This window comes from Micromonospora musae (assembly GCF_003626635.1).
GTDB lineage: Bacteria > Actinomycetota > Actinomycetes > Mycobacteriales > Micromonosporaceae > Micromonospora > Micromonospora musae.
This window is the reverse complement of record NZ_RAZT01000006.1, coordinates 318,611-340,432: the sequence shown is the minus strand read 5'-3', so window position 1 is coordinate 340,432 and position 21,822 is coordinate 318,611. Positions and strand designations below refer to the sequence as shown.

General features: G+C 69.0%; 20 protein-coding genes. 12 read left to right on the top strand and 8 right to left on the bottom strand.

The genetic code is table 11. The features are described from left to right. The first annotated feature begins 27 nt into the window (after positions 1-27). From D7044_RS14280 to D7044_RS14225, 12 genes are all read left to right on the top strand, one after another. The gene (locus D7044_RS14280; protein WP_120681064.1) at positions 28-1,248 is read left to right on the top strand and encodes an extracellular solute-binding protein; all 1,221 of its coding nucleotides are present in this window, start codon (positions 28-30) and stop codon (positions 1,246-1,248) included. Continuing rightward, positions 1,245-2,384 (top strand): ABC transporter ATP-binding protein, encoded by a 1,140-nt coding sequence (locus D7044_RS14275; RefSeq protein ID WP_120689203.1) that lies wholly within the window; start codon positions 1,245-1,247, stop codon positions 2,382-2,384. Before D7044_RS14280 ends, D7044_RS14275 begins: the two co-directional genes overlap by 4 nt. Beyond that, complete coding sequence (locus tag D7044_RS14270) at positions 2,381-3,310, top strand: ABC transporter permease (RefSeq protein ID WP_120689202.1); 930 nt, start codon at positions 2,381-2,383, stop codon at positions 3,308-3,310. Before D7044_RS14275 ends, D7044_RS14270 begins: the two co-directional genes overlap by 4 nt. Next, complete coding sequence (locus D7044_RS14265) at positions 3,310-4,173, top strand: ABC transporter permease (RefSeq protein ID WP_120689201.1); 864 nt, start codon at positions 3,310-3,312, stop codon at positions 4,171-4,173. The genes D7044_RS14270 and D7044_RS14265 overlap by 1 nt, the downstream gene beginning before the upstream one ends. A gap of 82 nt (positions 4,174-4,255) precedes the next feature. Beyond that, entirely contained in the window at positions 4,256-5,770 is a 1,515-nt protein-coding gene (locus D7044_RS14260) for a UxaA family hydrolase (RefSeq protein ID WP_120689200.1), read from the top strand. Further along, positions 5,767-7,233: a mannitol dehydrogenase family protein gene (locus tag D7044_RS14255; protein WP_199716621.1), complete on the top strand. Its 1,467-nt coding sequence runs from the start codon at positions 5,767-5,769 to the stop codon at positions 7,231-7,233. Before D7044_RS14260 ends, D7044_RS14255 begins: the two co-directional genes overlap by 4 nt. Positions 7,234-7,303: 70 nt before the next feature. Beyond that, positions 7,304-7,513: a hypothetical protein gene (locus D7044_RS14250; protein ID WP_120689199.1), complete on the top strand. Its 210-nt coding sequence runs from the start codon at positions 7,304-7,306 to the stop codon at positions 7,511-7,513. Between the two features lie 77 nt (positions 7,514-7,590). Beyond that, positions 7,591-8,442 carry an AAC(3) family N-acetyltransferase gene (locus tag D7044_RS14245; protein ID WP_120689198.1) on the top strand — a complete coding sequence of 284 codons (852 nt, stop codon included), beginning with the start codon at positions 7,591-7,593 and terminating at the stop codon, positions 8,440-8,442. A gap of 484 nt (positions 8,443-8,926) precedes the next feature. After that, entirely contained in the window at positions 8,927-9,115 is a 189-nt protein-coding gene (locus D7044_RS32630) for a hypothetical protein (protein ID WP_199716620.1), read from the top strand. A gap of 458 nt (positions 9,116-9,573) precedes the next feature. Continuing rightward, positions 9,574-10,782 carry a low temperature requirement protein A gene (locus D7044_RS14235; RefSeq protein ID WP_120689197.1) on the top strand — a complete coding sequence of 403 codons (1,209 nt, stop codon included), beginning with the start codon at positions 9,574-9,576 and terminating at the stop codon, positions 10,780-10,782. Positions 10,783-10,818: 36 nt separating this feature from the next. Next, complete coding sequence (locus D7044_RS14230) at positions 10,819-11,229, top strand: VOC family protein (protein WP_120689196.1); 411 nt, start codon at positions 10,819-10,821, stop codon at positions 11,227-11,229. 770 nt (positions 11,230-11,999) lie between these two features. Continuing rightward, positions 12,000-13,685, top strand: coding sequence for a glycosyl hydrolase family 28-related protein (locus D7044_RS14225; protein ID WP_120689195.1), 1,686 nt, complete (start codon positions 12,000-12,002; stop codon positions 13,683-13,685). Between the two features lie 259 nt (positions 13,686-13,944). On the opposite strand, the gene D7044_RS14220 is transcribed toward D7044_RS14225, so the two are convergent. From D7044_RS14220 to D7044_RS14185, 8 genes are all read right to left on the bottom strand, one after another. After that, on the bottom strand, positions 13,945-15,318 hold the full coding sequence (locus D7044_RS14220; RefSeq protein ID WP_120681086.1) for an FAD-binding oxidoreductase: 1,374 nt from the start codon (positions 15,316-15,318) through the stop codon (positions 13,945-13,947). Between the two features lie 295 nt (positions 15,319-15,613). After that, entirely contained in the window at positions 15,614-16,135 is a 522-nt protein-coding gene (locus tag D7044_RS14215) for a cupin domain-containing protein (RefSeq protein WP_120681088.1), read from the bottom strand. Between the two features lie 505 nt (positions 16,136-16,640). Continuing rightward, the gene (locus D7044_RS14210; RefSeq protein ID WP_233564984.1) at positions 16,641-17,903 is read right to left on the bottom strand and encodes an MFS transporter; all 1,263 of its coding nucleotides are present in this window, start codon (positions 17,901-17,903) and stop codon (positions 16,641-16,643) included. Positions 17,904-17,975: 72 nt separating this feature from the next. Then, the gene (locus D7044_RS14205; RefSeq protein WP_120689194.1) at positions 17,976-19,262 is read right to left on the bottom strand and encodes an MFS transporter; all 1,287 of its coding nucleotides are present in this window, start codon (positions 19,260-19,262) and stop codon (positions 17,976-17,978) included. A 150-nt stretch (positions 19,263-19,412) separates the two neighbouring features. Further along, entirely contained in the window at positions 19,413-20,234 is an 822-nt protein-coding gene (locus D7044_RS14200; protein ID WP_120689193.1) for an isocitrate lyase/PEP mutase family protein, read from the bottom strand. A gap of 9 nt (positions 20,235-20,243) precedes the next feature. Next, a complete protein-coding gene (locus D7044_RS14195; RefSeq protein ID WP_120681094.1) occupies positions 20,244-20,624 on the bottom strand; it encodes a nuclear transport factor 2 family protein in 381 nt (126 codons plus the stop codon). Positions 20,625-21,156: 532 nt separating this feature from the next. Continuing rightward, positions 21,157-21,459 (bottom strand): hypothetical protein, encoded by a 303-nt coding sequence (locus tag D7044_RS14190; protein ID WP_120689192.1) that lies wholly within the window; start codon positions 21,457-21,459, stop codon positions 21,157-21,159. Continuing rightward, the gene (locus tag D7044_RS14185) at positions 21,456-21,782 is read right to left on the bottom strand and encodes a hypothetical protein (protein ID WP_147434665.1); all 327 of its coding nucleotides are present in this window, start codon (positions 21,780-21,782) and stop codon (positions 21,456-21,458) included. Before D7044_RS14185 ends, D7044_RS14190 begins: the two co-directional genes overlap by 4 nt. Between the last annotated feature and the right edge of the window lie 40 nt (positions 21,783-21,822).

The window sequence follows — 21,822 nt, the reverse complement described above, 5'->3', positions numbered from 1 at the left end:
GACTGACGACCGAGAGAGGGAAGTTTCATGGGCATCACCCGGCGGAGCGCCCTGATCGCCGCAGCATCGTCCCTGCTGACCGTTACCGCCGCCTGCGGCGCCCCGGACACCTCCGGCGGCTCCGGCGGCAACAGCGACGGCGAGGTTCCCGACAAGCCGACCAAGGCCGTGGCGCTGAACATCCTCGACGTCGCGGGCAACCTGCAACTGACCCAGGGAATGATCGACGAGTTCGTGAAGAACAACCCGGACGTCATCTCCAAGGTGACCTACTCCAAGTCGCCCGCCCCGGAGCTGGTCGGCAAGATCAAGGCGCAGCAGAACGCCGACCGGGTGGACATCGGGCTGGTGCTCACCGGCGTGGACGGCCTCGCGGCCGGCATCGACCAGGGGCTGTGGCTCGACGTCCTGCCGAAGTTCCAGAGCCGGCTGACCGGCATGAACAACTATCTTGCGCCGGCGGCCGCTATGCAGAAGCTCGCCGGCAACGCGGGCGTGACGGTCACCTACTACCCGTCCGGGCCGCTGCTGGAGTACCTGCCGGGGACCGTGGCGACCCCGCCGACCAGCGCGGAGCAGCTCCTCGCGTACGCCAAGGCCCACCCCGGCAAGGTCCAGTACGCCCGCCCGTCGAACTCCGGTCCCGGGCGTACGTTCCTGATGGGGCTGCCCTACATCCTCGGCGACAAGGACCCGAAGGACCCGGTGAACGGGTGGGACAAGACGTGGGCCTACCTCAAGGAACTCAACCAGCACGTCGACTACTACCCGTCCGGCACCGCCGAGACGATGAAGAACCTGGCCAACGGGTCGGCGCACGTGATCGCGTCGACGACCGGCTGGGACATCAACCCCCGGGTGCTCGGCACCGTGCCGAAGGAGGCCAAGGTCACCTCGCTTGAGGGGTTCCACTGGGTGACCGACGCACACTACGCGGTGATCCCGAAGGGGGCGTCGACGGACAGCCAGGCCGCGGTGCTGGCTCTGCTGGCGTTCATGCTCACGCCGCAGCAGCAGGCGAAGGCCTACGACGAGGGCTACTTCTACCCGGGCCCGGCGGTGCAGGGTGTGCAGCTGTCGGACGCGCCGCAGAAGAGCCAGGACGCCATCCGGGACTTCGGTCGGCCGGAGTACGACGCGCTGATCGCGAACAACCCGACCGAGGTGCCGCTGGACGCGAAGGCGCTGGTGGCGGCGTTCGACAGGTGGGACCGCGAGATCGGTAGCGGGAAGGTCAAGCAGGGATGACCGCCGGCGCCAAAGCGTTCTCCCAGCTGCGGCTGGAGGGCGTGTCGCGTCGCTTCGGCGGCCATGACGCGCTGCGCGACCTCGACCTGACGATCGAGGCGGGCGAGTTCGTCGCCCTGCTCGGTCCGTCGGGTTGCGGCAAGTCCACCGCCCTGAACTGCCTCGCCGGGCTGCTGCCCCTGACAGCGGGCAGCATCTGGCAGGACGAGCGGCGCATCGACACGCTGCCGCCGGAGCGCCGCGGCTTCGGAATGGTATTCCAGAACTATGCGCTGTTCCCGCACATGTCCGTGCGGGCCAACATCGCGTTCGGGCTGCGGATGCGGCGGCTGCCGAAGGACGAGATCCGCCGCCGCACCGACGAGGCGGTCCGCCTGGTACGCCTCGAGGACCACGCCGGGAAGCTACCCGGCCAGCTCTCCGGCGGCCAGCAGCAGCGGGTGGCGATCGCCCGCGCGGTGGTCCTGGAACCGTCGCTGGTGCTGATGGACGAGCCGCTGAGCAACCTCGACGCGAAGCTGCGCCTGGAGATGCGTACCGAGATCCGCCGACTGCACCAGTCGCTGGGTCTCACCACGGTCTACGTGACGCACGACCAGGAGGAGGCGCTCTCGCTGGCCGATCGGCTGGTGGTGCTGCGGGAAGGCCGGGTGCAGCAGATCGGCTCGCCGGAGGAGCTGCACACCCGCCCGGCGAACTGGCACGTCGCCGACTTCATGGGCTACCGCAACCTGTGGACGATGCGGGTGCGGGAGGCGGCCGACGGCACGGTCGCCGTCGAACTGGACGGCCTGCGGCTCGTCGGCGTCCCGGTCGGCCCGGTCGCGCCGGGCGACGAGGTGATCGTCGCGGTGCGCCCGGAAGACGTGCGGGTCGATCAGGCCGGCGCGACGACCAACGCGGTGCCGGCGCAGATCGAGGTGGTCGAGTACCAGGGCCGGGAACTGGCGGCGGAGGCGGTCACCGCCGCCGGCTCCCGAGTCCACCTGCGTACCGATCAGCGGGTGGCGCCCGGCGACCAGGTCACCCTGAGCATCGACCCGCAGCGGCTGCTCGTCTTCCCCGGCGATGCGGCCGCCACCCGGCCCGCCGACCCGGCGACGGCCGTGGTCGAGGAACCCGGGCTGGTCGGATGAGCGTCACGACCCGCACCCCCACGGCGGAGTCCGCCGGACCTCCGCCGCCCGCGCGGGCCCACTGGCAGCACCGCCTCGCCGAGCGCGGCGTCGACCGTCACCTGTGGCTGCTCACCCCGGCGCTGCTCTTCGTCGTGCTGCTCTTCCTCTATCCGTTCTTCTACGGCCTGGGCCTGTCGTTCCAGCCGACCGAGGGCGGCCCGTTCAGCGACTACGCGCGTTTCTTCAGCGACGCCTACCAGCGTGACACGATCTGGACCACGCTCGGTCTGGCGCTGCCCGCCGCGCTGCTCAACGTGGTCGCGTCGGTGCCGATCGCGTACCGGATGCGGGGCCGGTTCCGCGGCAAGCGGCTGGTCACGATCCTGCTGGTGGTGCCCATCACCCTCGGCACCGTGCTCACCGCCCAGGGTCTGCTGAACTTCCTCGGCCCGACCGGCTGGTTCAACCGGGTGCTCTCCGGGCTGCACCTCACCGACGAACCGATCCGGCTCGTCCACAACTACTGGGGCGTGTTCTTCTCGCTCGTCATCACCGGGTTCCCCTTCGCGTTCCTGCTCGTCCTGTCGTACCTGTCCGGCATCGACCCGACGCTCGAACGGGCCGCGGCGACCCTCGGCGCCGGCTGGTGGCAGCGGTTCCGCATGATCACCCTGCCGTTGCTGATGCCCGGGCTGGCCACCACGTTCTGCCTGACGTTCGTCCTCGCGTTCAGCGTGTTCCCGTCAGCGGTCCTGGTCGGCAACCCGGCAGGGGAGACCCGGGTCATCTCGATCGCCGCCTACCAGGCGGCGTACGAGCAGTACGACTACCCGTACGCATCGGCCATCGCGATGATCATGGGTTTGATCGAGCTGGTGGTCATCGCGGTGGTGCTGTTCGCCCGGACGCGCTTCTACACCGGTTCCACGGGAGGTAAGGGCTGATGGTCACCACCACCGCGGCAACCGATACCCGGCGACGGATCGTCGCCCGTCCCGCCGCCTGGCTGGTCTGGGGCGCGGTCATCTTCTTCTTCCTCAACCTGCTCGGTGTCGTCGGATCCGTGCTGGTCAGCTCCTTCGGGCAGCGCTGGTTCGACACCTGGTTCCCGGACGGCTACACCACCAAGTGGTACGGCGACGCGTGGACCGAGTTCGCGCTCCTCCAGGTGATCACGGTGACCCTGCAGGTGTCCCTACTCGTCGTGGGACTGTCGCTGGTGATCGGCGTCCCGGCCGCGTACGTGCTGGCGCGGCGCAGCTTCCCCGGGAAACGCGCCATCTACCTGCTCTTCCTGCTGCCGATCCTGATGCCACCGATCACCTACGGCATCCCGCTGGCGACCGTGCTCTACAAGTTCGGCTTCGCCGGCCACCTCTCCGGCGTGGTGCTGGCGAACCTCGTCCCGTCGGTGCCGTTCGTGATCCTGACCATGACACCGTTCATCGAGCAGATCGACCCGCGGATCGAGAGCGCGGCCCGCATGTGCGGGGCCGGCATGCGGTCGGTGTTCCTGCGGGTGCTGGCGCCGCTGCTGCTGCCCGGAATGCTCGCCTCGGCGATCCTCGTCCTGGTCCGGACCGTCGGCATGTTCGAGCTCACCTTCCTCACCGCCGGCCCGGACTCGCAAACCCTCGTCGTCGCGCTCTACTACTCGATGTCCGCCGCCGGTATCCGCGCCCAGCAGTCGGTGGACGCGATGGCGGTCATGTACACCGCGATGATGCTGGTGCTGCTCGTCATCGCGCTGCGGTACGTCAACCCGACCCAGCTCGTCGCCCGGGTCAAGGAGGAACCGGACCCGTGACGACCACCGACGCCCCGACCGGCGTGACCCGCCGGACGGTCGGCGGACGGAACGGCACACCCGTGGGAAGGGAGGCGAACCGATGAGCGTGGTGGTCCTGTACGACAGCGACGACGTCGCGGTGGCGACGACACCGATGACAGCGGGGCAGCCGTTGGCGGTGGCGGGCGTGGCGCTGCGCGACGACGTGCCCGCCGGACACAAGGTCGCCCTGCGCGACCTGCCCGCCGGATCGCCGGTACGCAAGTACGGCCAGGTGATCGGGCGGGCCCTGGCGGAGATCCGTGCGGGGGAACACGTGCACGGGCACAACCTCGGAATGCCGCAGGAGGCGGCCGCCCGCGCCGCCGGTGGCGAAGGCACCACCGCCGCTCCGCGGCTCCCCGCCGACCTGCGCCGCACCTTCCGCGGCTACCGCCGCCCGGACGGTCGGGGCGCCACCCGTAACTACGTCGGTGTCCTGACCACCGTCAACTGCTCGGCCACTGTCGCCCGGAAGATCGCCCGCGTCACCGAGGACGACGCCGAAGGCCTCGACGGCGTCGACGGGGTCGTCGCCCTGACCCACGGCACCGGATGCGGGATGGCCGACCGAGGCGAAGGATGGGAGGTGCTGCGCCGTACCCTCGCCGGCTACGCCCACAACCCGAACATCGGAGGCCTGGTCGTCGTCGGGCTCGGCTGCGAGGTGAACGCGGTGACCGGGCTCATGGCCGACCTCGGGGTGGCCGACCACGTGCCGGTGTCGTCGTACACCATCCAGGAGCTGGGTGGCACATCCGCCGCGGTGAACCGCGGCGTCGAACTGGTCCGGGGCATGATGCGCGACCTCGCCGGCGCGACCCGAACCGAGATCGGGGTGGAGGAGATCGTGCTCGGCCTGCAGTGCGGCGGCTCCGACGGCTGGTCCGGACTGACCGCGAACCCGGCCCTCGGCGTCGCCTCGGACCTGCTGGTGGCCGCCGGCGCGACCTCCGTGCTCGGCGAGACCCCGGAGATCTACGGCGCCGAACACCTGCTCGCCGCCCGGGCGACCAGCGCCGAGACGGCCGAGGCGTTGATGGCGCGGATCCGCTGGTGGGAGGAGTACACCGGACGGCAGGGCACCACGATGGACGCCAACCCGTCCCCCGGCAACAAGGCCGGCGGCATCACCACCATCCTGGAGAAGTCCCTCGGTGCGGTGGCGAAGGCCGGCCGCAGCCCGCTCGCCGCGGTGCGCCACTACGCGCAGCCGATCCCGCGGCCCGGGCTGGTCTTCATGGACACCCCCGGCTACGACCCCGTCTCCGTGACCGGAATGGTCGCCGGCGGGGCGAACCTCATCTGCTTCACCACCGGACGCGGTTCGGTCTTCGGCAGCCGCCCCGTCCCCACCGTCAAGCTCGGCACGAACGCCGAACTGGCCAAACGGATGGCCGCCGACATCGACCTGGACTGCTCCCCGGTCGTCGAGCAGGGCGTCCCGCTCGAGGAGATGGGCCGGCACGTCTACGACCTACTGCTGGACGTGGCGTCCGGCCGCCCCAGCGCCAGCGAGGACCTCGGACTCGGCGGTGAGGAGATCGTCCCGTGGCAGCTCGGGGCCGTCCTGTGAGCGAGACGCGCCGGCTGAGCCTCGACACGCTCGACCGGCTCGGGTCCGGCGGCGCGTTCACCCCGCCGGCGATGGATCCGCGCGCGCTGCGGGTCGGCATCGTGCACCTCGGCATCGGCGCGTTCCACCGAGCACACCAGGCCGTCTTCACCGAGCTGGCCGCGGCGGCCACCGGCCGCGACGACTGGGGCATCGCCGGGGTCACCCAGCGGTCGGCGTCCGTACGCGACCAGCTGACCCCGCAGGACGGCCTCTACACGGTGCTGGAGCGAGGCCCCGGCGCGGCGCCCCCGCGCGTCGTCGGCAGCGTCCGCGAGGTGCTGCACGGGGCGGGCGATCCGGCAGCGGTCGTCGACCGGATCGCCGACCCCGCCGTACGCCTCGTCACGCTCACCGTCACCGAGAAGGGCTACCGCCGCGACCGCACCGGCCGGCTGGACCGGTCGGACCCGGAGGTGGCCGCCGACCTCGGGGGACGGCCCCCGCGGACCGTCGTCGGGCAGCTCGTCCGCGGGTTGCAGCGACGCGCGGCCGGCGTCGCCGGACCGGTCACCGTGCTCTCCTGCGACAACCTCGTCGGCAACGGCGAGGTCCTGCGCGGCCTGGTGCACGACTTCCTGGACGCGTTGCCGGACCACGAGGCGGGACCGGTCGCCGACTGGATCGCCGCCTCGGTGCGGTTTCCGTCCTGCATGGTCGACCGGATCGTGCCGGCCACCACCGACGACGACCGCGCGACCGTCCGGACGGTGCTGGGGCTGGACGACCAGGGCGTCGTGGTGGCCGAACCGTTCCGCCAGTGGGTGATCGAGGACGACTTCGCCGCCGACCGGCCCGCCTGGGACCGCGCCGGCGCGGTCTTCACCGACGACGTCGCCGCCTGGGAGTCGGTGAAGCTGCGCATGCTCAACGCCACCCACTCGCTGCTCGCCTACCTGGGGGCGCTACGCGGACACGACACCATCGCAGCCGCGCTCGCCGACGACGAACTCGCCGCCGCCGCAGAGGCGCTGATGGTCGAGGACGTGGCACCGGCCCTGCGCGTGCCCGACGGCCTGGACCTGCCCGGCTACCGGCGGCAGGTGCTGCAGCGGTTCGCCAACCCGGCGCTGCGACACCGCACCGTGCAGGTCGCCATGGACGGATCACAGAAGCTACCGGTCCGGCTGCTCGGCACCGTCCGCGACCGCCTCGCCGCCGGGGCGATCCCACGGCAGGCCGCGCTCGCGGTCGCCGCCTGGATGACATACGTGGCGAAGGGCCGGGACGCCCGCGGGCGGGAGCTTCCACTCGACGATCCGCTGGCCGACCGGCTCCGGGTGGCGGCTGCCGCCGGTGCGGGCGACCCGAAGCGGCTGGTCGACTCGCTGCTGCAGGTCGAGGAGATCTTCGGTACGGACCTGCCCGAGCACGACGGGTTCCGGGGCGTCCTGATCGACCACGTCGCCCGGCTCACCGCCTGAGACCTGCTGCCGGAGGAGGGATCATCATCGGTGATGGCCTGAGCTGGAGCGCAGTTGTAGCGTCGATGACATGACGACGGTGGTGGTATCTCTCGTGGCGTTTGCGGTGTTGGTTGCCGCGATTGCCGCTCTCGTGGGTTGGCGGCAGCGGAACCGGCTCTCCTCGGATGCTGATTCGGCTGGTGCCCGCCAAGCCGTAGCCGATCAGCACCGGCACGAGGCAGATCGCCACTTCGCGTCCCGCATGTCGGCGAGCGATCACATGCCCAACGGCATGTAAGCGAGCCTCTGCTCGGCTCGCCGACCACTGTCGCTCGTCACCTGTGGATGTTCCGGCATCCGCCTACACTGCGTCGAATGGACCAGCCGTCACCCCATACCGCTCAGTCTCTTGCGTCTGACCTGCGTGCGCTCGGCGTCGCTTCGGGCGACGTCCTGCTGCTGCACTCGTCGAACCGGAGCCTCGGGTTCGTTGTCGGAGGCACCCAGGCGGTTGTGCAAGCGTTGCTGGATGTGCTCGGCCCAGAGGGCACGCTCGTCGTGCCAACCCACACGCCCGAGAACACGGACCCGGCCGGGTGGCAGCATCCGCCTGTCCCCGAGGCGTGGTGGCCCGCGATCCGAGAGCAGGCTCCCGGCTTTGAACCGTCGTGTACGCCGAGCCGGTGGATGGGTGTCATCGCCGAGGCGGTCCGCATGTGGCCGGGTGCACTGCGCAGCGATCATCCGCAGGTCTCCTTTGCCGCACTCGGCATGAACGCCGCGGGCATCGTGGGCGGGCACCAACTCGACGATGCGTTGGGTGAGACTTCACCGCTCGGCGCGGTGTACCGGCTTAACGGCAAGGTGCTACTGCTCGGATGCGGTTACAACTCCAACACCTCACTACACCTAGCGGAGTGGCGACAGAAGTCGCCGCCGCGCGCAGTCACCGGCTCGTCAGTGCGACAACCGGACGGAACAAGCCAATGGACCACGTGGGTTGACATCGTTGCCGATGAGAGCGACTTCGATCGACTGGGCGCCGATTTCGAGGCCGCCGGTGCCGCAGTAATCGGTCAAGTTGGCGGCGCAACGGCACAACTGATGTCCCAACCAGTTCTAGTCGACTTCGCGACCGCCTGGATGTCCGCCAACCGTCTCCCTAAGCACAGCGTGAGCAAGAAGCCCCTGGCCAGCGGTGAGGCGCCTGTGCTCGCATCCTCCTGAAGACAAGGACTGAACTTGCCGGGCTCATTGGGCGGATCTCTGAGGAGGGCCGTGGTTCGGGGCGGAGCCCTGAGGTTCTCAAGGGCTTGGTCGTCCTCAAGCGTGGCCGGCCTGCCCGGTCGATGCCGGCCGGAGGCCGCCAGCCCGTACCGTTTGGTCCATGACAGCAGCCGAGACAGGGATCACGGGACGCTTCCGCGACCCGAAGCATTGGCTGGGTGGCTTGGCCGCTGGAGCAATCCTCGTCCGGTGTCCACGGTGCGCCGGGCGGGCTTCGGTCCATCCTGATCCTGAGTCAGCCGACGGCTCCGGGCATCATGTCCGGCTGCGCCGTCGACTCAGTTGCCTCGGGTGCGCGTTCACTGACGTCTGGGATGCTCCTCGCCGCGCAGGCGACAACGCCCGAACACTTCCTGACTTCTCAGGCCCGAATGACCCCTACTTCCGACTGCCGCTCTGGCTTTCGGTTGACTGCCGCGGGCGGGTGCTCTGGGCGTACAACGCCGAGCATCTGAACCTGCTGGAGGCGTACGTGTCCGCTCGATTGCGGGAGCGCGGCCGAGAGATGGGAGGCCAAACCCTCGTCGAGCGCCTGCCCGCGTGGATCAAGGATGGCAAGCATCGCGCCGACGTGCTGGACGGGATAGGCCGACTTCGGGCGCTTCTGCCCTGACCGCCGACCGGCGGCACCGTCAGTTGGAAGGACGAAGATCACCGCCCCGAGATGCCCGAAACGCCTGCCGGCGGCAGGGCACTGGGGTGACGGTTCACGCCCGCTCGTGCCCGTCCGGGGTGCCGGCTATTGGCGCGTGGCTGGCACACCGGCGGCGTTCACGGGCAGCCGGCCCCGCTTATCCTTACCTCGTCGCGTCTCACTTGAGTCATTCCTGCGACGCGGCAGCGTCAGCGAGTCTCCGAAGATAACTGCAGAACCTGCGTGACGGTGCGCCGTGCGCTGGTGGAGTTTGCCGCGACGGAGCAGGGGAACCGCGTGGTGCTGGAGGTCCGGGCGGTGCGTCGACGACGGAGGTCGCCCGAACCGTTGGGACGTCTCGGCTGTGGACCGCTGGTGGGCTGGCGCCGTATTAGGCGTCCGGGTCTGTATTGGCCAAATGAGTAGGAAGATCGCCTATGGCGCATATCTTGGGGATTCGGCGACCGGTGCCGATTGGTGAGGCCCAACGCACCACCCCGTTTGAGATCTTCTTCGACCTGGTGTTCGCGTTCGCCTTCATCCGCGTGGCCACGTTCATGGCAGGGTCGCCGACGCCGCTCGGTTTGGCGCAGGGCCTGGTGTTCCTGATGTTGCTGTGGTGGCCCTTCACTACCTTCGCCTGGCTCGCCAATCAGGTCCGCGCCGACGTGGGCCTGGTCCGGGCCGGGCTGGTCGTGGTGATGGCCGCAATGTTCGTGGCCGGCTTGGTCATCCCGTACGCGTGGGGGCACGAGACCTGGACGGTGTCCGAAGCGCTGACGGTCGCGGTGGCGTACATCGTGATCCGGACCGCGTTCTACCTACTCAACTGGCATGCGGCCGTCGTGAACCGGCCGATCCCGGCGCCCGGCTTCCGCTATGCCATCCCGATCGTGGGGGGCTGGATTCCGCTGCTGCTCGGGGCGGTGCTCGGCGGCACCACACAAACGCTGTTGTGGGCCGCAGCGTTCCTCATCGACTGCCTCGGTACCGCGTGCGTCTCGTTGTTCAGCAAAGACCGATTTCGGGTGCGCAGTGCTAGCCACCTGTGCGACCGGCATGGCCTGTTACTGATTATCGCCCTGGGCGAGTCGCTGATCGCGGTGGGCGCCGGCGCCGGATCGGCGGTCACCCGCTGGCCGGTCCTGATCGCCGCACTGCTCGCCGTGGCCAATGCCACAACCCTGTGGTGGCTGTATTTCGAGAACGCCGCCGCGCCGGCCGGACAGGCCCTGGCGCGTCTCCCCGACCGGGACCGTGTCCGGCCTGCCATCAACGCCTACAGCCTGGCCCACTTTCCGCTCATCGCCGGGATCATCTACCTGGCCCTGGGCATCGAACTCGTCCTCGAGCACCTGGCCCACCACCCGTCGCAGCATCCTGCCGGCGCGCCACTGGATTGGACCTCCACAGCGGCCCTGTTCGGCGGCCCGGTGGTCTACCTAATCGGCCGGGGCCTGTTCCTCCAATTCACCGTCGGACACACCTCGCGCGCCCAAATCGTCGCGGCCGCCATCATGCTCGCACTGCTTCCCGTCGGTCGGAGCCTGCCCGCCCTCGGCGCCTTCGGCGTGATCACCGCTGTCCTCGCCGCGCTCGTCTGCTACGAACGCATCATGTGGCAGCCGACCGCAGGTGCCAGATGATTACCCACCAATTTGATCTTGTGGCAAGATCGCCGGATGCTGCGACTCACCGATTTCATCATCGACTGCCCGGACACGATGGCGCTGGCAGCCTTCTATTCGGAGGTGACGGGTCGCCCGGTCAAGGAGGGCAGCCACGGCGACTGGGCCGGTATCCGGTTTGGCGAGATCGAGCTGGCCTTCATCCGGGTGGAGGACTACCGCGCCCCGCAGTGGCCCGACAGCGAGCACCCCAAGCAGTTCCATCTCGACTTCGAAGTCGACGACATCGAGGTCGAACAGAGCCGCGTCCTGGCCCTCGGCGCGACCCTGCAGCAGGACTCCATCGGCCCCGACGGCTACGGCTGGCGCGTCTACACCGACCCCATCGGCCACCCGTTCTGCCTCCGCCGCAACAAGGGTGTCACCTGGACCGACCAGGGCCCCATCTGGGCCAAGGGCGAGTAAGCGGGTATCCGAAGCGGGTCGAGGCAATTCATCGATCGCGGCGATGTGTGCGACGGCCTCGTGGCGCACGGCAAGCATGTCGAAGTACGTGGCGACGCCGCAGTCGAAGGCAGGTGGCCGTCAGCCCTTCGACCCCCGCTTACTGCGGGGAGTGTCCTGGTCGGCGTTGCTCGGGATAGTGGCCTCGATCCCGCTCCGGCGCAGATAGCGATAAAGGGCACCCGGCGACACCCGCTGACAATCCCCACGATCCCGTTACCTCGACCCTGATCTCGGGTCTCCGCCTGCGTCTCCCCGACGGCGGTCTGCGCTACTGTCTCGCCGGTCTCCTGCCCTCCGCTGTCTAGTGACCAAAGTCCGCTGTCGCTTCGTCGGTTGAGTGCATAGGTGCCCGGTACCGCTGGTGTAGACGACTGTGCCGTGACCGAGGCCGCGGGCACGCGGCCGGTGTGCCGAAGCATCGGCGGCCTCACGCCTCGACGGCGGCAAGGATACTGTCGCGGCCCGGTCAGGTGCCTGCGCCGCGGGGCACCGCAGCTTCTCGAAATCGTGTCCGGCACCGGATGGCAACAAACGGTCGGGCCGATTCACCGCGCACCGGCCGCTTCATGCACCCGTCCGGCGGCGGCCGTCGGGCACGAAGATCGATTCTGAAACAAGTTTCAATCCTGTGACGCATTGACCCTTGGCGAACTGTTTGGTGTCGTGAACGTCGGACCGCAAACGATTTCAGGTCCGTGCGGTCCCCGACGAGGTTCGGAGGAGAGGCCATGGCGCCGATGACGGATCCCGCCATCACCCGACGCGGGCTGTTCGGTCTGGGGGCCGCCGCCACCGCCGCCACGACGCTCGCCGGCGTCGCCGCCCCCGCGCGGGCGGCAGTGCCCGATGGCCTCGCCCCGCCACCCGACGCCGCCGCGGAGATCCTGCGGCAGTGGCGGGAGGCGCCGGGCAGCCATCCGCTGCTGCCAGACGTGTCGACCGCCGGCTACCGGCTCGGCCAGAAGCCGCCCCGGCCGCGAATCACCACGAAGGTCACCGACTTCGGCGCCCGGCCGGACGGAACTGACTGCACCGCCGCGTTCAACGCCGCCGTACGCCACGCCGGCGAACACGGCGGGGGAGTGGTGCTGGTGCCGCCCGGGACCTGGACACTCTCCGGGCCGGTCTGGATGCACTGGTCGGGGGTCGTGCTGCGCGGCGCCGGCCGGGACGCCACCGTGCTTCACTGCACCCGCACCCTCGACGACGGATACCGGCCGAACCGCCAGTCCAACGGCAACAGCCGTTGGTCCTGGACCGGCGGGCAGATCTGGTTCGTCGCGCCCGAGCGGCGGGCCCGCTCCGAAGCCGAGGACTACGCAGGCACCGAAGGGTGGCTGCTCGGTGACGTACTCGCTGAGGTCGCTAGCGCCTCCCGCGGCCAGCGGACGCTGGTGGTCTCCGGCACCGGCCGGCTGAGCCCCGGCGACATGGTCGTGCTCGAGTGCCAGAACCCGGCGGACGCGAGCCTGCTGCGCCACCTCGCCGGCGATGTGCCGGGCACCCGGGACTATGACTGGCCGCGCGGCGCACCTCAACTGGTCACCGGCTCCGGCGGGCAGTACGTGCAGTACGCGACCCTGCAGTGGCCGGTGCGGGTGGCGGCGGTGCTCGGCGACCGGATGGTCCGGCTGGCGCAGCCCCTCAAGTACGACCTCCGGAACGGCTGGCCGGCCCGGCTACGCGCGATCGGCCCCACCGTCCACGACGCCGGCGTCGAGCACCTCACAATCCGCAACGAACTCGTCCCGCAGACCGCACACAACCGGCACCCGGGCTCGAACGGGGTGTGCTTCCAGGCGGTCCACGACTGCTGGGCGCGCGACGTCCGCGTGGAGAACTGCGATCTCGGGTTCGGGCTGACCACCGCCAAGGCGATCACCATTACCGGGGTGACCATCGGCGGGCGGGCCGCCCACCACAGCTTCGCCTGCCGGATGCAGTCGAACGACAACCTGGTGGAGGACTTCGAGATCGAACGGTTCACCGTCCCCGTTCCCTCCGACGCGATCCACCACGGCCTCAACGTCGAGGGACTCTCAGCCGGCAACGTCTACCGGCGCGGGCGCATGGCGGAGGGCACCTTCGACACCCACCGCGCGCTGCCGTTCGAGAACGTCCGCACCGACATCACGGTGGAGAACAACGGCCGGGTGGGTGGGTCCGCCGCGTCCGGACCGCTGTTCGGCGCGCGAATGGCGCACTGGAACGTGCGCATCACCAACGGCCGGCCGTACGCGATCACGATCGCCGACGTGGCGCCGCGCAGCGCGACCGTCGGCGTGCAGGGCGTCGAGGGCACCGGCAGCGGCCTGCCGCGCGACTTCTCCGGTGACCTGGAATCACTGCTCGCCGACCACGGGTCGGCACCAACCGTCAGGGATCTCTACCTCGCCCAACGCGGGCGGCGGTAGCTGTCGGCACCTGCGCGGGAGGGTCGATGACCACGGAACGCGGCAGGCGCAACGTCCTTCGTTGGGACAGGGCCGCCACTCCGAGCTGGCCGGTACGCGGACACCGCGCGGCGATCGAGGACGTCACGATCGGCAGGTATGCGGACGAACGCGGGGCATGCTCGAGCACTGCGGCTGCTGTCACCGGTCCGGGGTCAACGCTGAGCCTCGACGGGCCACGCTTCCGTAGCCCGTCGAGACTCGCGTCCACGTCCGGGTGCTACGCGGGTCGGATGTTGTGGTTGGCCAGGAACATGTTGCCCGGGTCGAAGCGGCGCTTGATCCGGGCCAGCCGGTCGTAGCGCTCCGCGCCGTAGGCGAGGCGTACCTGCTCCGGCGTAGCGGCCTCGTCCTTGGAGAGGAAGTTCACCATCCGGCGGCCGTCGACCGACCACGGCTCGAAGGTGTGGACGAGGCGTTCGAGCCAGCCCCGCAGCAGGTCGGCCTGGTCGGGCCCGCCCACCCCGATGGCGAACACCACGTACGGGACGCCACGGGTGGGCACCGCGTTCGGCACGGTGGGCTCGCGGTCGAAGGCGCCGCCGAGGGCCCGGATCTCGATGCTGGCCAGCGGATTGTTCGAGGCCGGTCCGGCGAACTCGAGGAGGGCGTCGAGCGCCTCGGGGGTGAACTCGCGCAGCGTGGTCGTGCGGTCGTAGTACGGCAGGGGCGTCGGCGGGTCCAGGTGGATCAGTGGGCTGTCCGCGTAGGGCAGCATCCGTACGCCGTCGACCAGCGGCCTGGTAACCGCGCGGATCGGCGCGAGCAGCCGCTCACCCTCCTCAGCCGTACCGAGGTACGCGAACCGGACGTGCAGCACGAACGCGCCGCGCAGCGGCTCGGGCAGTTCGGGCAGGGGCGGGAGCCGCTGCACGGCGACCGAGGTGGTCGCCTGCTCCGGGAGCTCGGGCGCCCAGGTGCGCCAGACCCGCAGCACGTCTTCCATCCGCTCACCGGCGAAGTGCAGTCCGCCGCCGTAGAACTCGGTCACCGGGAACAGGGCGAACTCGATCGCGGTCACCACCCCGAAGTTGCCCTTGCCACCGAGCAGCGCCCAGAACAGGTCCGGCTCGCTCTCTGCGGTGACCTGCCGCAACTCACCGTCCGCAGTCACCACCTCCAGGCGTCGGACGTGGTCCGCGGCGTACCCGTGCGAGCGGCCCAGCACGGGGCCCTGCCCGCCGCCGAGGGTATAACCGATCACGCTGACCGTTGCTGCGGACCCGCTCAGCGGCGCAAGCCCGAACTTGGCTGTCTCGGCCATCGTCGTGGCCCAGTCGACACCGGCCTCCACCCGGGCGCTTCGGCTGTCGGCGTCGACAAGCACACCCTGCATCCGCGACGTGTTGATCAAAATCGCGCCCCGCGCGTCCTTGACGACCTGATGCCCGGTGGCCCGTACCGCCACCGCCAGCTGGTTCCGGGCCGCGTAGCGGACGACGGCCTGCACATCGGCGGCACTGGTTACACCGACCGCGAGAGCCGGCTCCATCACATTTATCAAGTTGAACGAGGCGACCTCCTCGGCGAAGCCGTCGTCGCCGGGTAGCAGCACCGGTCCGATCACGGTGCCACGCAGTTCATCCACAGTCATATCTGTTCTCCGATCGGAATCTGAAGCCACATACCGAGATGCAACGTGCGGTGTAAGGCACACCGCTCGGGAAACGGCCTCGTTGGGCGAGAGGTTCACGAGAGTTACCGCCACCACAGCCAGGGAACCCAGGGGTCGGCATCAGGCTGGTTGCGCCCATCTACGCGCGACCGCCGGACCGATCAGCGTCGACGACGGCCAGAGCTTGCGGACCACGGGTTGGGGTGTGCGTGCCTGCGGTTCCTGGGCAGCTCCACTCCACAACCGGAGGCCTTCAGCTGTTCGACGGGACGGTTCACCAGTCCTCGGGAAGCGCCTCCACGCCGTGCTTACGGAACAGCCCCAGGATTCGCTCGTCGAATCGCTCCGGCCCCCAGGCCTGAACAGCCACACCCGGCTCGGGCTCGTCGCCGCCCTCAAGGAAAAGGTTCTCCGCGCCGCCGGGGGTGTACAGGAAAAGCATCTTCGCGGTGTGCAGGCCGACGTTCTTGAAGCGGTGGCGGATGGTTCGCGGAATGAACACGATGTCGCCCGCGCTGGCGGTGAAAATTCGATCGCCGTCCAGGAACTCCAGCTCCCCGGAGAGGAGATAGAAGGTCTCGTCCTGATCGGCGTGCGTGTGCGCGACCGGACCGCTGCCGGGCGGAACGCTGGCCTCCACGATGCCGATGGCTCCGTTGGTGGCGGCCGCCCCCAACCGGACGGTGTACACGTCGCCGGAGAACCACTTGGTTTCGCCGGTGTTCGCCGGTACGTGTATTCCGCCCTGCCGGGTGTACCGGGGGTCGGAGTTCAGGTCGCTCAGGTCGATGCTCATGAACAAGCTCCTGTGTTTCTGTCGAATGGGTCTGACGGAAGATTTGGCCGAGGTGTGTCCAAAATGGCCCGTCAGCCGCCGCCGACGCTAACACAACGGTTGCGGTTGCAACCACGTTCAAGGCCTGCATTTGTTCAGTGATGAAGGGCACGTAAAAATCGTTGAACCATTCGTGCCGGGGCATCAAGGATTTGCCCCACTCGTGGGGCTCTTGAAGGCAGATAAATGTTGGCCCAGATTGCGGGTGATGTCACGCTGTTGGCACCGTGGATCGGTATGGCGCTAACAGATTATCGAGGATGTGCCTGCTGGTTGACTCCATCCCAGACCAAGCCACCGAAGGGCTGTGAGACTCGCCCGAGATCCCGCCAATCGTCGAGCCCGTCTGGAGCGAGGAAGAAGTCGAGCGTGCGATCCCGCGCGACGACGGGCTTGGACGAGTGCGGGCCCGCACTCCCTGCTCGGCGTCGAGTGACGTCTGGATGACGGTGAGGCTTCGTCGAGATCACTCATTGGGCTGGCTGGTCGTGTCGGTCCGCGGGTTGCGCGCAGCGATGAGAGTGAACGCGGTGGCGAGGACGGCGAGTGCCGCGTATCCGAACGCGATGTGCGGCACCGAGAAGACGCCGGAGAGTTGGGCGGCGATCAGGCTGGGGATGGTCGCGCCGCTGTAGCTGAGGAGATATACGACGGCGAAGATCGGTGCCCGGTCGTGCAGGGTGCTGCCGTGCAGCAGGCCGCGGGTGGCGGAGCTGATGGCGATGCCCTGAGCGGTTCCCGCGACGATGGTCGCGGCGATGAACAACGGCAGCGCGCTGGTGGTGACCGCGGTGATGATGCCGATCCATCCGGCCAGGAAGGCGCTCATGCCGATGCGTTGAGCCGCCGCCGGGGAGAACCGGCCGCCGAGGGGGGCGCCCAGAGCGCTGGGGCCCATGTACGCGGCGAATACCAGTCCAAGGATGAGCGGGCTGTTGGTGTGCAGTTGATCCTCGACCAGTGCGGGCACGAAGGCCTGGTAGAAGGCCCCGGTTGCCCAGGTGGCCAGGAGCACCGCGGCCGCGACGGGGAGCAGATGCCGGACGCGGGCCGGCACCCGAACGCTGGGGCGTAGTGAACGCCAACCGCCCGGCGAGGGCGCCACCGTCTCCGGGCTGATGAAGACGAGCACGGCAGACAGGAGGAGCAGGCCGATGACAACCAGGTAGATGAGGTCACGTGGCCAGGGGCCGAACTGGACCAGGGCACCGGAGGCGATCGCGCCCACGGCGAGACCGAGCATGACCGTCTGGCTGGAAGCGACGGAGGCCAGCCACGTCGGCCTGCTGGGTGCGGTGTCGACGATGTAGGCGGTGAGGCTGCTGCTGGCCAGCCCGGCGCCGAGGCCCATCAGGAGCCGACCGGCGATGAGGATGCCGATGTGGTGGACGTTCAACAGCAGCAGACAACCCAGTACGAGCAGGCCGAGGCTGGCGATCGCCGCAGGTCGTCGGCCCACATGGTTGGAGAGCCGTCCCAGCACGAGCAGGGTGCTGAGGGTAGCGGCGGAGTAGGCGACGACGGTAAGGGAGATACCGGCGTTGGTGAACCCGTCCTCGGCCCGGTAGATGTTGAAGAGAGGGATCGTCGAGCCCACTGCGGCGAACACGGCCACCAGTGCGACCACCGCGGATAGGAAGGCAAGGTGGGGAGTTCTGTCCCGGCGGCCCAGCTTGGTCGCAAGGGTCACGTGTTGCATCGAGCCGTCCTTCTCCTTGTTCTGAACCATGCCGGCGCTTCTGGAGGTCTCTGGGTGCGCACGTTCACGTGCGCGACCACCTCTTGCCTCGTTCCGGTCTCCTCAGTCCCTGCGGGCGAGGGTCACGAACCGCGCCGCGACTGCGGCCAGAACGGCTGCGGCAAGGACGGTGAAGCCTGCCGTGAGGAACACCGTCTGCAAGGTCGTCGACGAGACGAGGATCGCGCCGAGGCCGGACCCGGCCGCCAGGGCTACCTGAAGGTTCGTCACATTGACGGCCGATGCGGCCTCCGGGGTCTCCGGGGCCGCGTCGAGTATCCAGACCAACGTTCCCGGGTTCACGATTCCCCAGAACAGGCCCCACAGCACGAGCAACAGGCCGGCCAGCCAGGGCAGGGAGCCCACGTACACCAGCCCGATGAGTAGTGCCGCCACCACCGTCGCCGCTCCGGCGAAGCTGCCGATCACTCCGCGCTTGAACAGCGATCCGGCGACGATCGAGCCGACGATGCCACCGAGGCCGTAGATGACGTAGAGCAGTGAGATCACGCCGCTGGACAGCTGTGTGTGGTCCATCAGGAACGGGGTGATGTACGTCCAGGCGGTGAACTGTCCGATGAACACCACCGCGCCCGCTGCCATCCCGAACCGGGCCGCCGGCCGCGTCACGACTCCCACGAGATCCCGCAGGTGCGTACGCCCGTCCGCGGGAATGCCCGGCAGCACCACTGCCTGCGCCACCACGACAAGAAGTGTCGCCGCCGCCGCGATGGCGAAAGCGAGACGCCAGCCGACGAGATCGCCAAGGAACTGTCCCGCAGGCAGACCCACCACCGTCCCACCCGAGATGCCCGCCGCGATGATGGTGATGGCGCGAGTGCCGCCGGCCCGGCCTACCAGCTTGGGGCCGACCGGTGAGACCACGGTCCAGAAGGCTCCGAGGGTGGCGCCGAAAAGCATGCGGGCGATCAGTACCAGGACGAAGTTCGGGGCCACCGCGACGACCGCGTTCGACACCAGCACCGTCAAACCCAGGGCAAGGATGACCGAGCGCCGGTTGAAGCGGCCGGAACCGAGGAAGAACAGCGGCGCTGACACCGCGGCGCTGAAACCCGGCACGAGCACCATCAGCCCTGCGAGGCCGAGCGAGACACCCAGTCCGTCGGCGATCTGCGGCAGCAGCCCCACCGGAAGCGTCTCCGTCATGACGATGACGAACGCGCCGAGCGCGACCGCGCCGACGGACGCCCAGCCCCGCCTGCTGCCGGGCTCCGTGGCAGCGCGGACCTCTGCAGGCTCGGTCGGGACTGCCGCAGCGCACGACGATGCCGTGACCACGCGCACGTCCGATGCGTGGCGGGTCGGCGCCGCCTGTTCGGTGTGGGTCATAGGTTTTCCTCAGTCATCGCATGCTCCTGGCACGGCTCCGCTCGGTAAGCACGAGAAAACTCCGCGCGAGTCACGCGGGCTTTCGAGACACCGCACGTTCCGGCCCAGCCGCAGGAGACCAGTACGCGGCTGCCCGGTTGCGTGGCCGTGTCAGGTCTTGATGAGGTCGATGATGTGGCCGAAGTTGAGCTCCGAGGCGAGTGCCGTCAGGTCTCCCTCCGCGAGCTTCGCCGCAGCCGCCCTGGTGGCTCCGAGAGCGTGCGTGTAGGGGTCGACCCCGAGGCTGATTCGGCGGATACCGATCGTCTGGAGTTCCGCGACGGTAGCCGTGTCGTTGGGGCTGACGAGGACGTTGACCGGCTTCGGCGCGACAGCCTTGATGACCGCGCTGATCGAGGCCACGTCCGGCAGGTTCGGCGCGTACAGGACGTCGGCTCCTGCTTCCGCGAAGGCCGTGAGCCGGCGGACGGTGTCATCGAGGTCGGAGATCCCCCACAGGAAGTTGTCCGTACGGCCTGTCAGGACGATCCGTCCACGCGCTACGGCGGCGGCGGCCTCGATGCGGCGAACCGCGTCATCGAAGTGACGAATCGGGTTGCCGGGCTCACCGGTGGTGTCCTCAACTCCGATACCGGCGAGACCGCGGGTAATGGCAGCTTCGACAGTGTCCGCGACATCTTCGGGAGTTTTGCCGTAGCCGTCCTCGAAGTCGCCGTTGATCGGCAGGCCACTCACGGACGTGAGTAGGGCGGCATGGTCAAGGTGCGTGCCGCGACTGATGGCGTGGATACCGTCGAGCAGGCCCAGCGTCGCGGCGAAAGCCGCCGAAGAGGTCGCGATGGACTTGAATCCGGCTTCTTTGAAGAGCAGGGCCGACGGCACGTCCCATGCGTTGGGCATGATGAACGTGCCGGGGCCACGATGGAGCTCGACGAACTGTTCGTACCGTGCTTGGGCAGCAAGATCAGACATGGTGCCGGGTCAGGCGCCCGGAGCGATCGCGCAGGCGGCGACGCAGAGCCAGTTGCCCTCGCGCTTCTGGTACACGTCCGTGTACAGCGCTTCCTGCTCCACTCCATCGGCGATCATGGTGTATGTGACGCGGCCGTGGATCAGCGCGACGTCACCGAGGATGCGGATCTTGACGTCGTGTAGAACGATGTCCTTGAGGGGTCGGGGCTTGGCGATGTACTCGAGGTACTCGTCGCGGTTGCGGGTGACACCCGGTGTCTGCGTGATGAAATCCTCGGCGAGGAACTCACTGAAGCGCTTGGCGTCGCTGGTCTCGTCCGAGTGGATGTAGTCGAGGTTGAGCTGTTCGAGGATCGCCAGATCTTCGGCGGACTGCTTGGCGTCGCTCATTTCCTGCTCCTTCTCCCGTAGAGTTCGGCTTTCGCCGAAGCTCGGTTGTCGGCCCGTGCCGTGCACGCGGTTCCGGCCCGCACGGTCGTTTCATCTGGTTGGTGTCGGAGCTGTCGCGCCGTTTTGCCGGATATGCGCCAATCCCGGTGCGCTCGACGCCCGCCCAACCCCAGTCCGTTCCGCGACTGATGGCTGATGCATGCCCCGTCATCGAGTTGCGATACGTGGTTGGCCCGATGAACCCGGGTCGCTCCGTCGACCATGCCACGACAGGACCATCCGGTCCAGTTTACGGGCCGTGGCTCCGCTCACAAGCGCGCGCCCCGCCCGAGCCATGCCGGGTCTGCGGCTTGCCGCGGCGGTCCTGCTGTGGTTATGGGCAGGCCAGGGCGGGCGTTCGGCGGCCAGCCTTGCTGATAAAGGCGATCATCCGGCAGCCACCGGCACTGCATCCGGGTGCCCATGTCTGGACTCTAGCGTCCCGTTGCTGGCCGGTGGTTATCTGCTGCCGGATGACGCAGTGCCGCGACGGTTACTGGTCACGCCGATTTTCGCGTCGCTCGAAGACCAGGAGGTCGACGCGCAGTACCTGGGGGACGGGGGCCGTGGTGGCCTGGGTGGCCGCGTAGGTGGCCTCGGCCTCGGCCTCGGTGGCGTAGTACCGGAACCGGTCGCCGTCGCCGGGAGAACCGATGGCGACGATTCGCAGCACAGGAGTGAGCCCGGCGGCTTCAGCGACGGCGCACAGACTGCGCGCATGATCGCCGCCGGCTTGGTCGGACCCGGTGGGGCTGCCGGACCGGATCGTGGCGATCACGCACGCGTCGTCGCTCACCGGCAGCCGCCGGCGCTGAACAGCCGTCCGCCGCCGGATCCAGCGGGGGACAGATCTGCGGTGCGTGGCCACCGCAGGGTTACCAAGCCGACCGGCTGGTCGCTGTGGTCGAGCCCGACCACACCGGTGGCCTCGATGCCGGTCAGGTAGGAGCGACCGGTCGCTACGGCCGCCGCGTGTAGGTGGTTGTCGCCGTCCAGGTCGAGGATTGTCTCGCCGTGGCGGCTGTACACGATGACGAGTTGCCTCGCGAGCCGCGACGCAAACCCGCCCCTGGGCTCAATCTCCGCCCAGTCGTCATCGCGGTCGTCAAGCTGCCACACGGTGTATAGGCACACCGCCGGGCACCCGCGGTGCGTCCTC

Coding starts and splice junctions, on each gene's coding strand:
- D7044_RS14250 (WP_120689199.1), top strand. CDS start 7,304: ATGACGACGGTGGTGGTATCTCTCGTGGCGTTTGCGGTGTTGGTTGCC.
- D7044_RS14265 (WP_120689201.1), top strand. CDS start 3,310: ATGGTCACCACCACCGCGGCAACCGATACCCGGCGACGGATCGTCGCC.
- D7044_RS14210 (WP_233564984.1), bottom strand. CDS start 17,903: ATGGTTCAGAACAAGGAGAAGGACGGCTCGATGCAACACGTGACCCTT.
- D7044_RS14235 (WP_120689197.1), top strand. CDS start 9,574: ATGGCGCATATCTTGGGGATTCGGCGACCGGTGCCGATTGGTGAGGCC.
- D7044_RS14230 (WP_120689196.1), top strand. CDS start 10,819: ATGCTGCGACTCACCGATTTCATCATCGACTGCCCGGACACGATGGCG.
- D7044_RS14260 (WP_120689200.1), top strand. CDS start 4,256: ATGAGCGTGGTGGTCCTGTACGACAGCGACGACGTCGCGGTGGCGACG.
- D7044_RS14280 (WP_120681064.1), top strand. CDS start 28: ATGGGCATCACCCGGCGGAGCGCCCTGATCGCCGCAGCATCGTCCCTG.
- D7044_RS14225 (WP_120689195.1), top strand. CDS start 12,000: ATGGCGCCGATGACGGATCCCGCCATCACCCGACGCGGGCTGTTCGGT.
- D7044_RS14220 (WP_120681086.1), bottom strand. CDS start 15,318: ATGACTGTGGATGAACTGCGTGGCACCGTGATCGGACCGGTGCTGCTA.
- D7044_RS14270 (WP_120689202.1), top strand. CDS start 2,381: ATGAGCGTCACGACCCGCACCCCCACGGCGGAGTCCGCCGGACCTCCG.
- D7044_RS14200 (WP_120689193.1), bottom strand. CDS start 20,234: ATGTCTGATCTTGCTGCCCAAGCACGGTACGAACAGTTCGTCGAGCTC.
- D7044_RS14195 (WP_120681094.1), bottom strand. CDS start 20,624: ATGAGCGACGCCAAGCAGTCCGCCGAAGATCTGGCGATCCTCGAACAG.
- D7044_RS14275 (WP_120689203.1), top strand. CDS start 1,245: ATGACCGCCGGCGCCAAAGCGTTCTCCCAGCTGCGGCTGGAGGGCGTG.
- D7044_RS14245 (WP_120689198.1), top strand. CDS start 7,591: ATGGACCAGCCGTCACCCCATACCGCTCAGTCTCTTGCGTCTGACCTG.
- D7044_RS14215 (WP_120681088.1), bottom strand. CDS start 16,135: ATGAGCATCGACCTGAGCGACCTGAACTCCGACCCCCGGTACACCCGG.
- D7044_RS14205 (WP_120689194.1), bottom strand. CDS start 19,262: ATGACCCACACCGAACAGGCGGCGCCGACCCGCCACGCATCGGACGTG.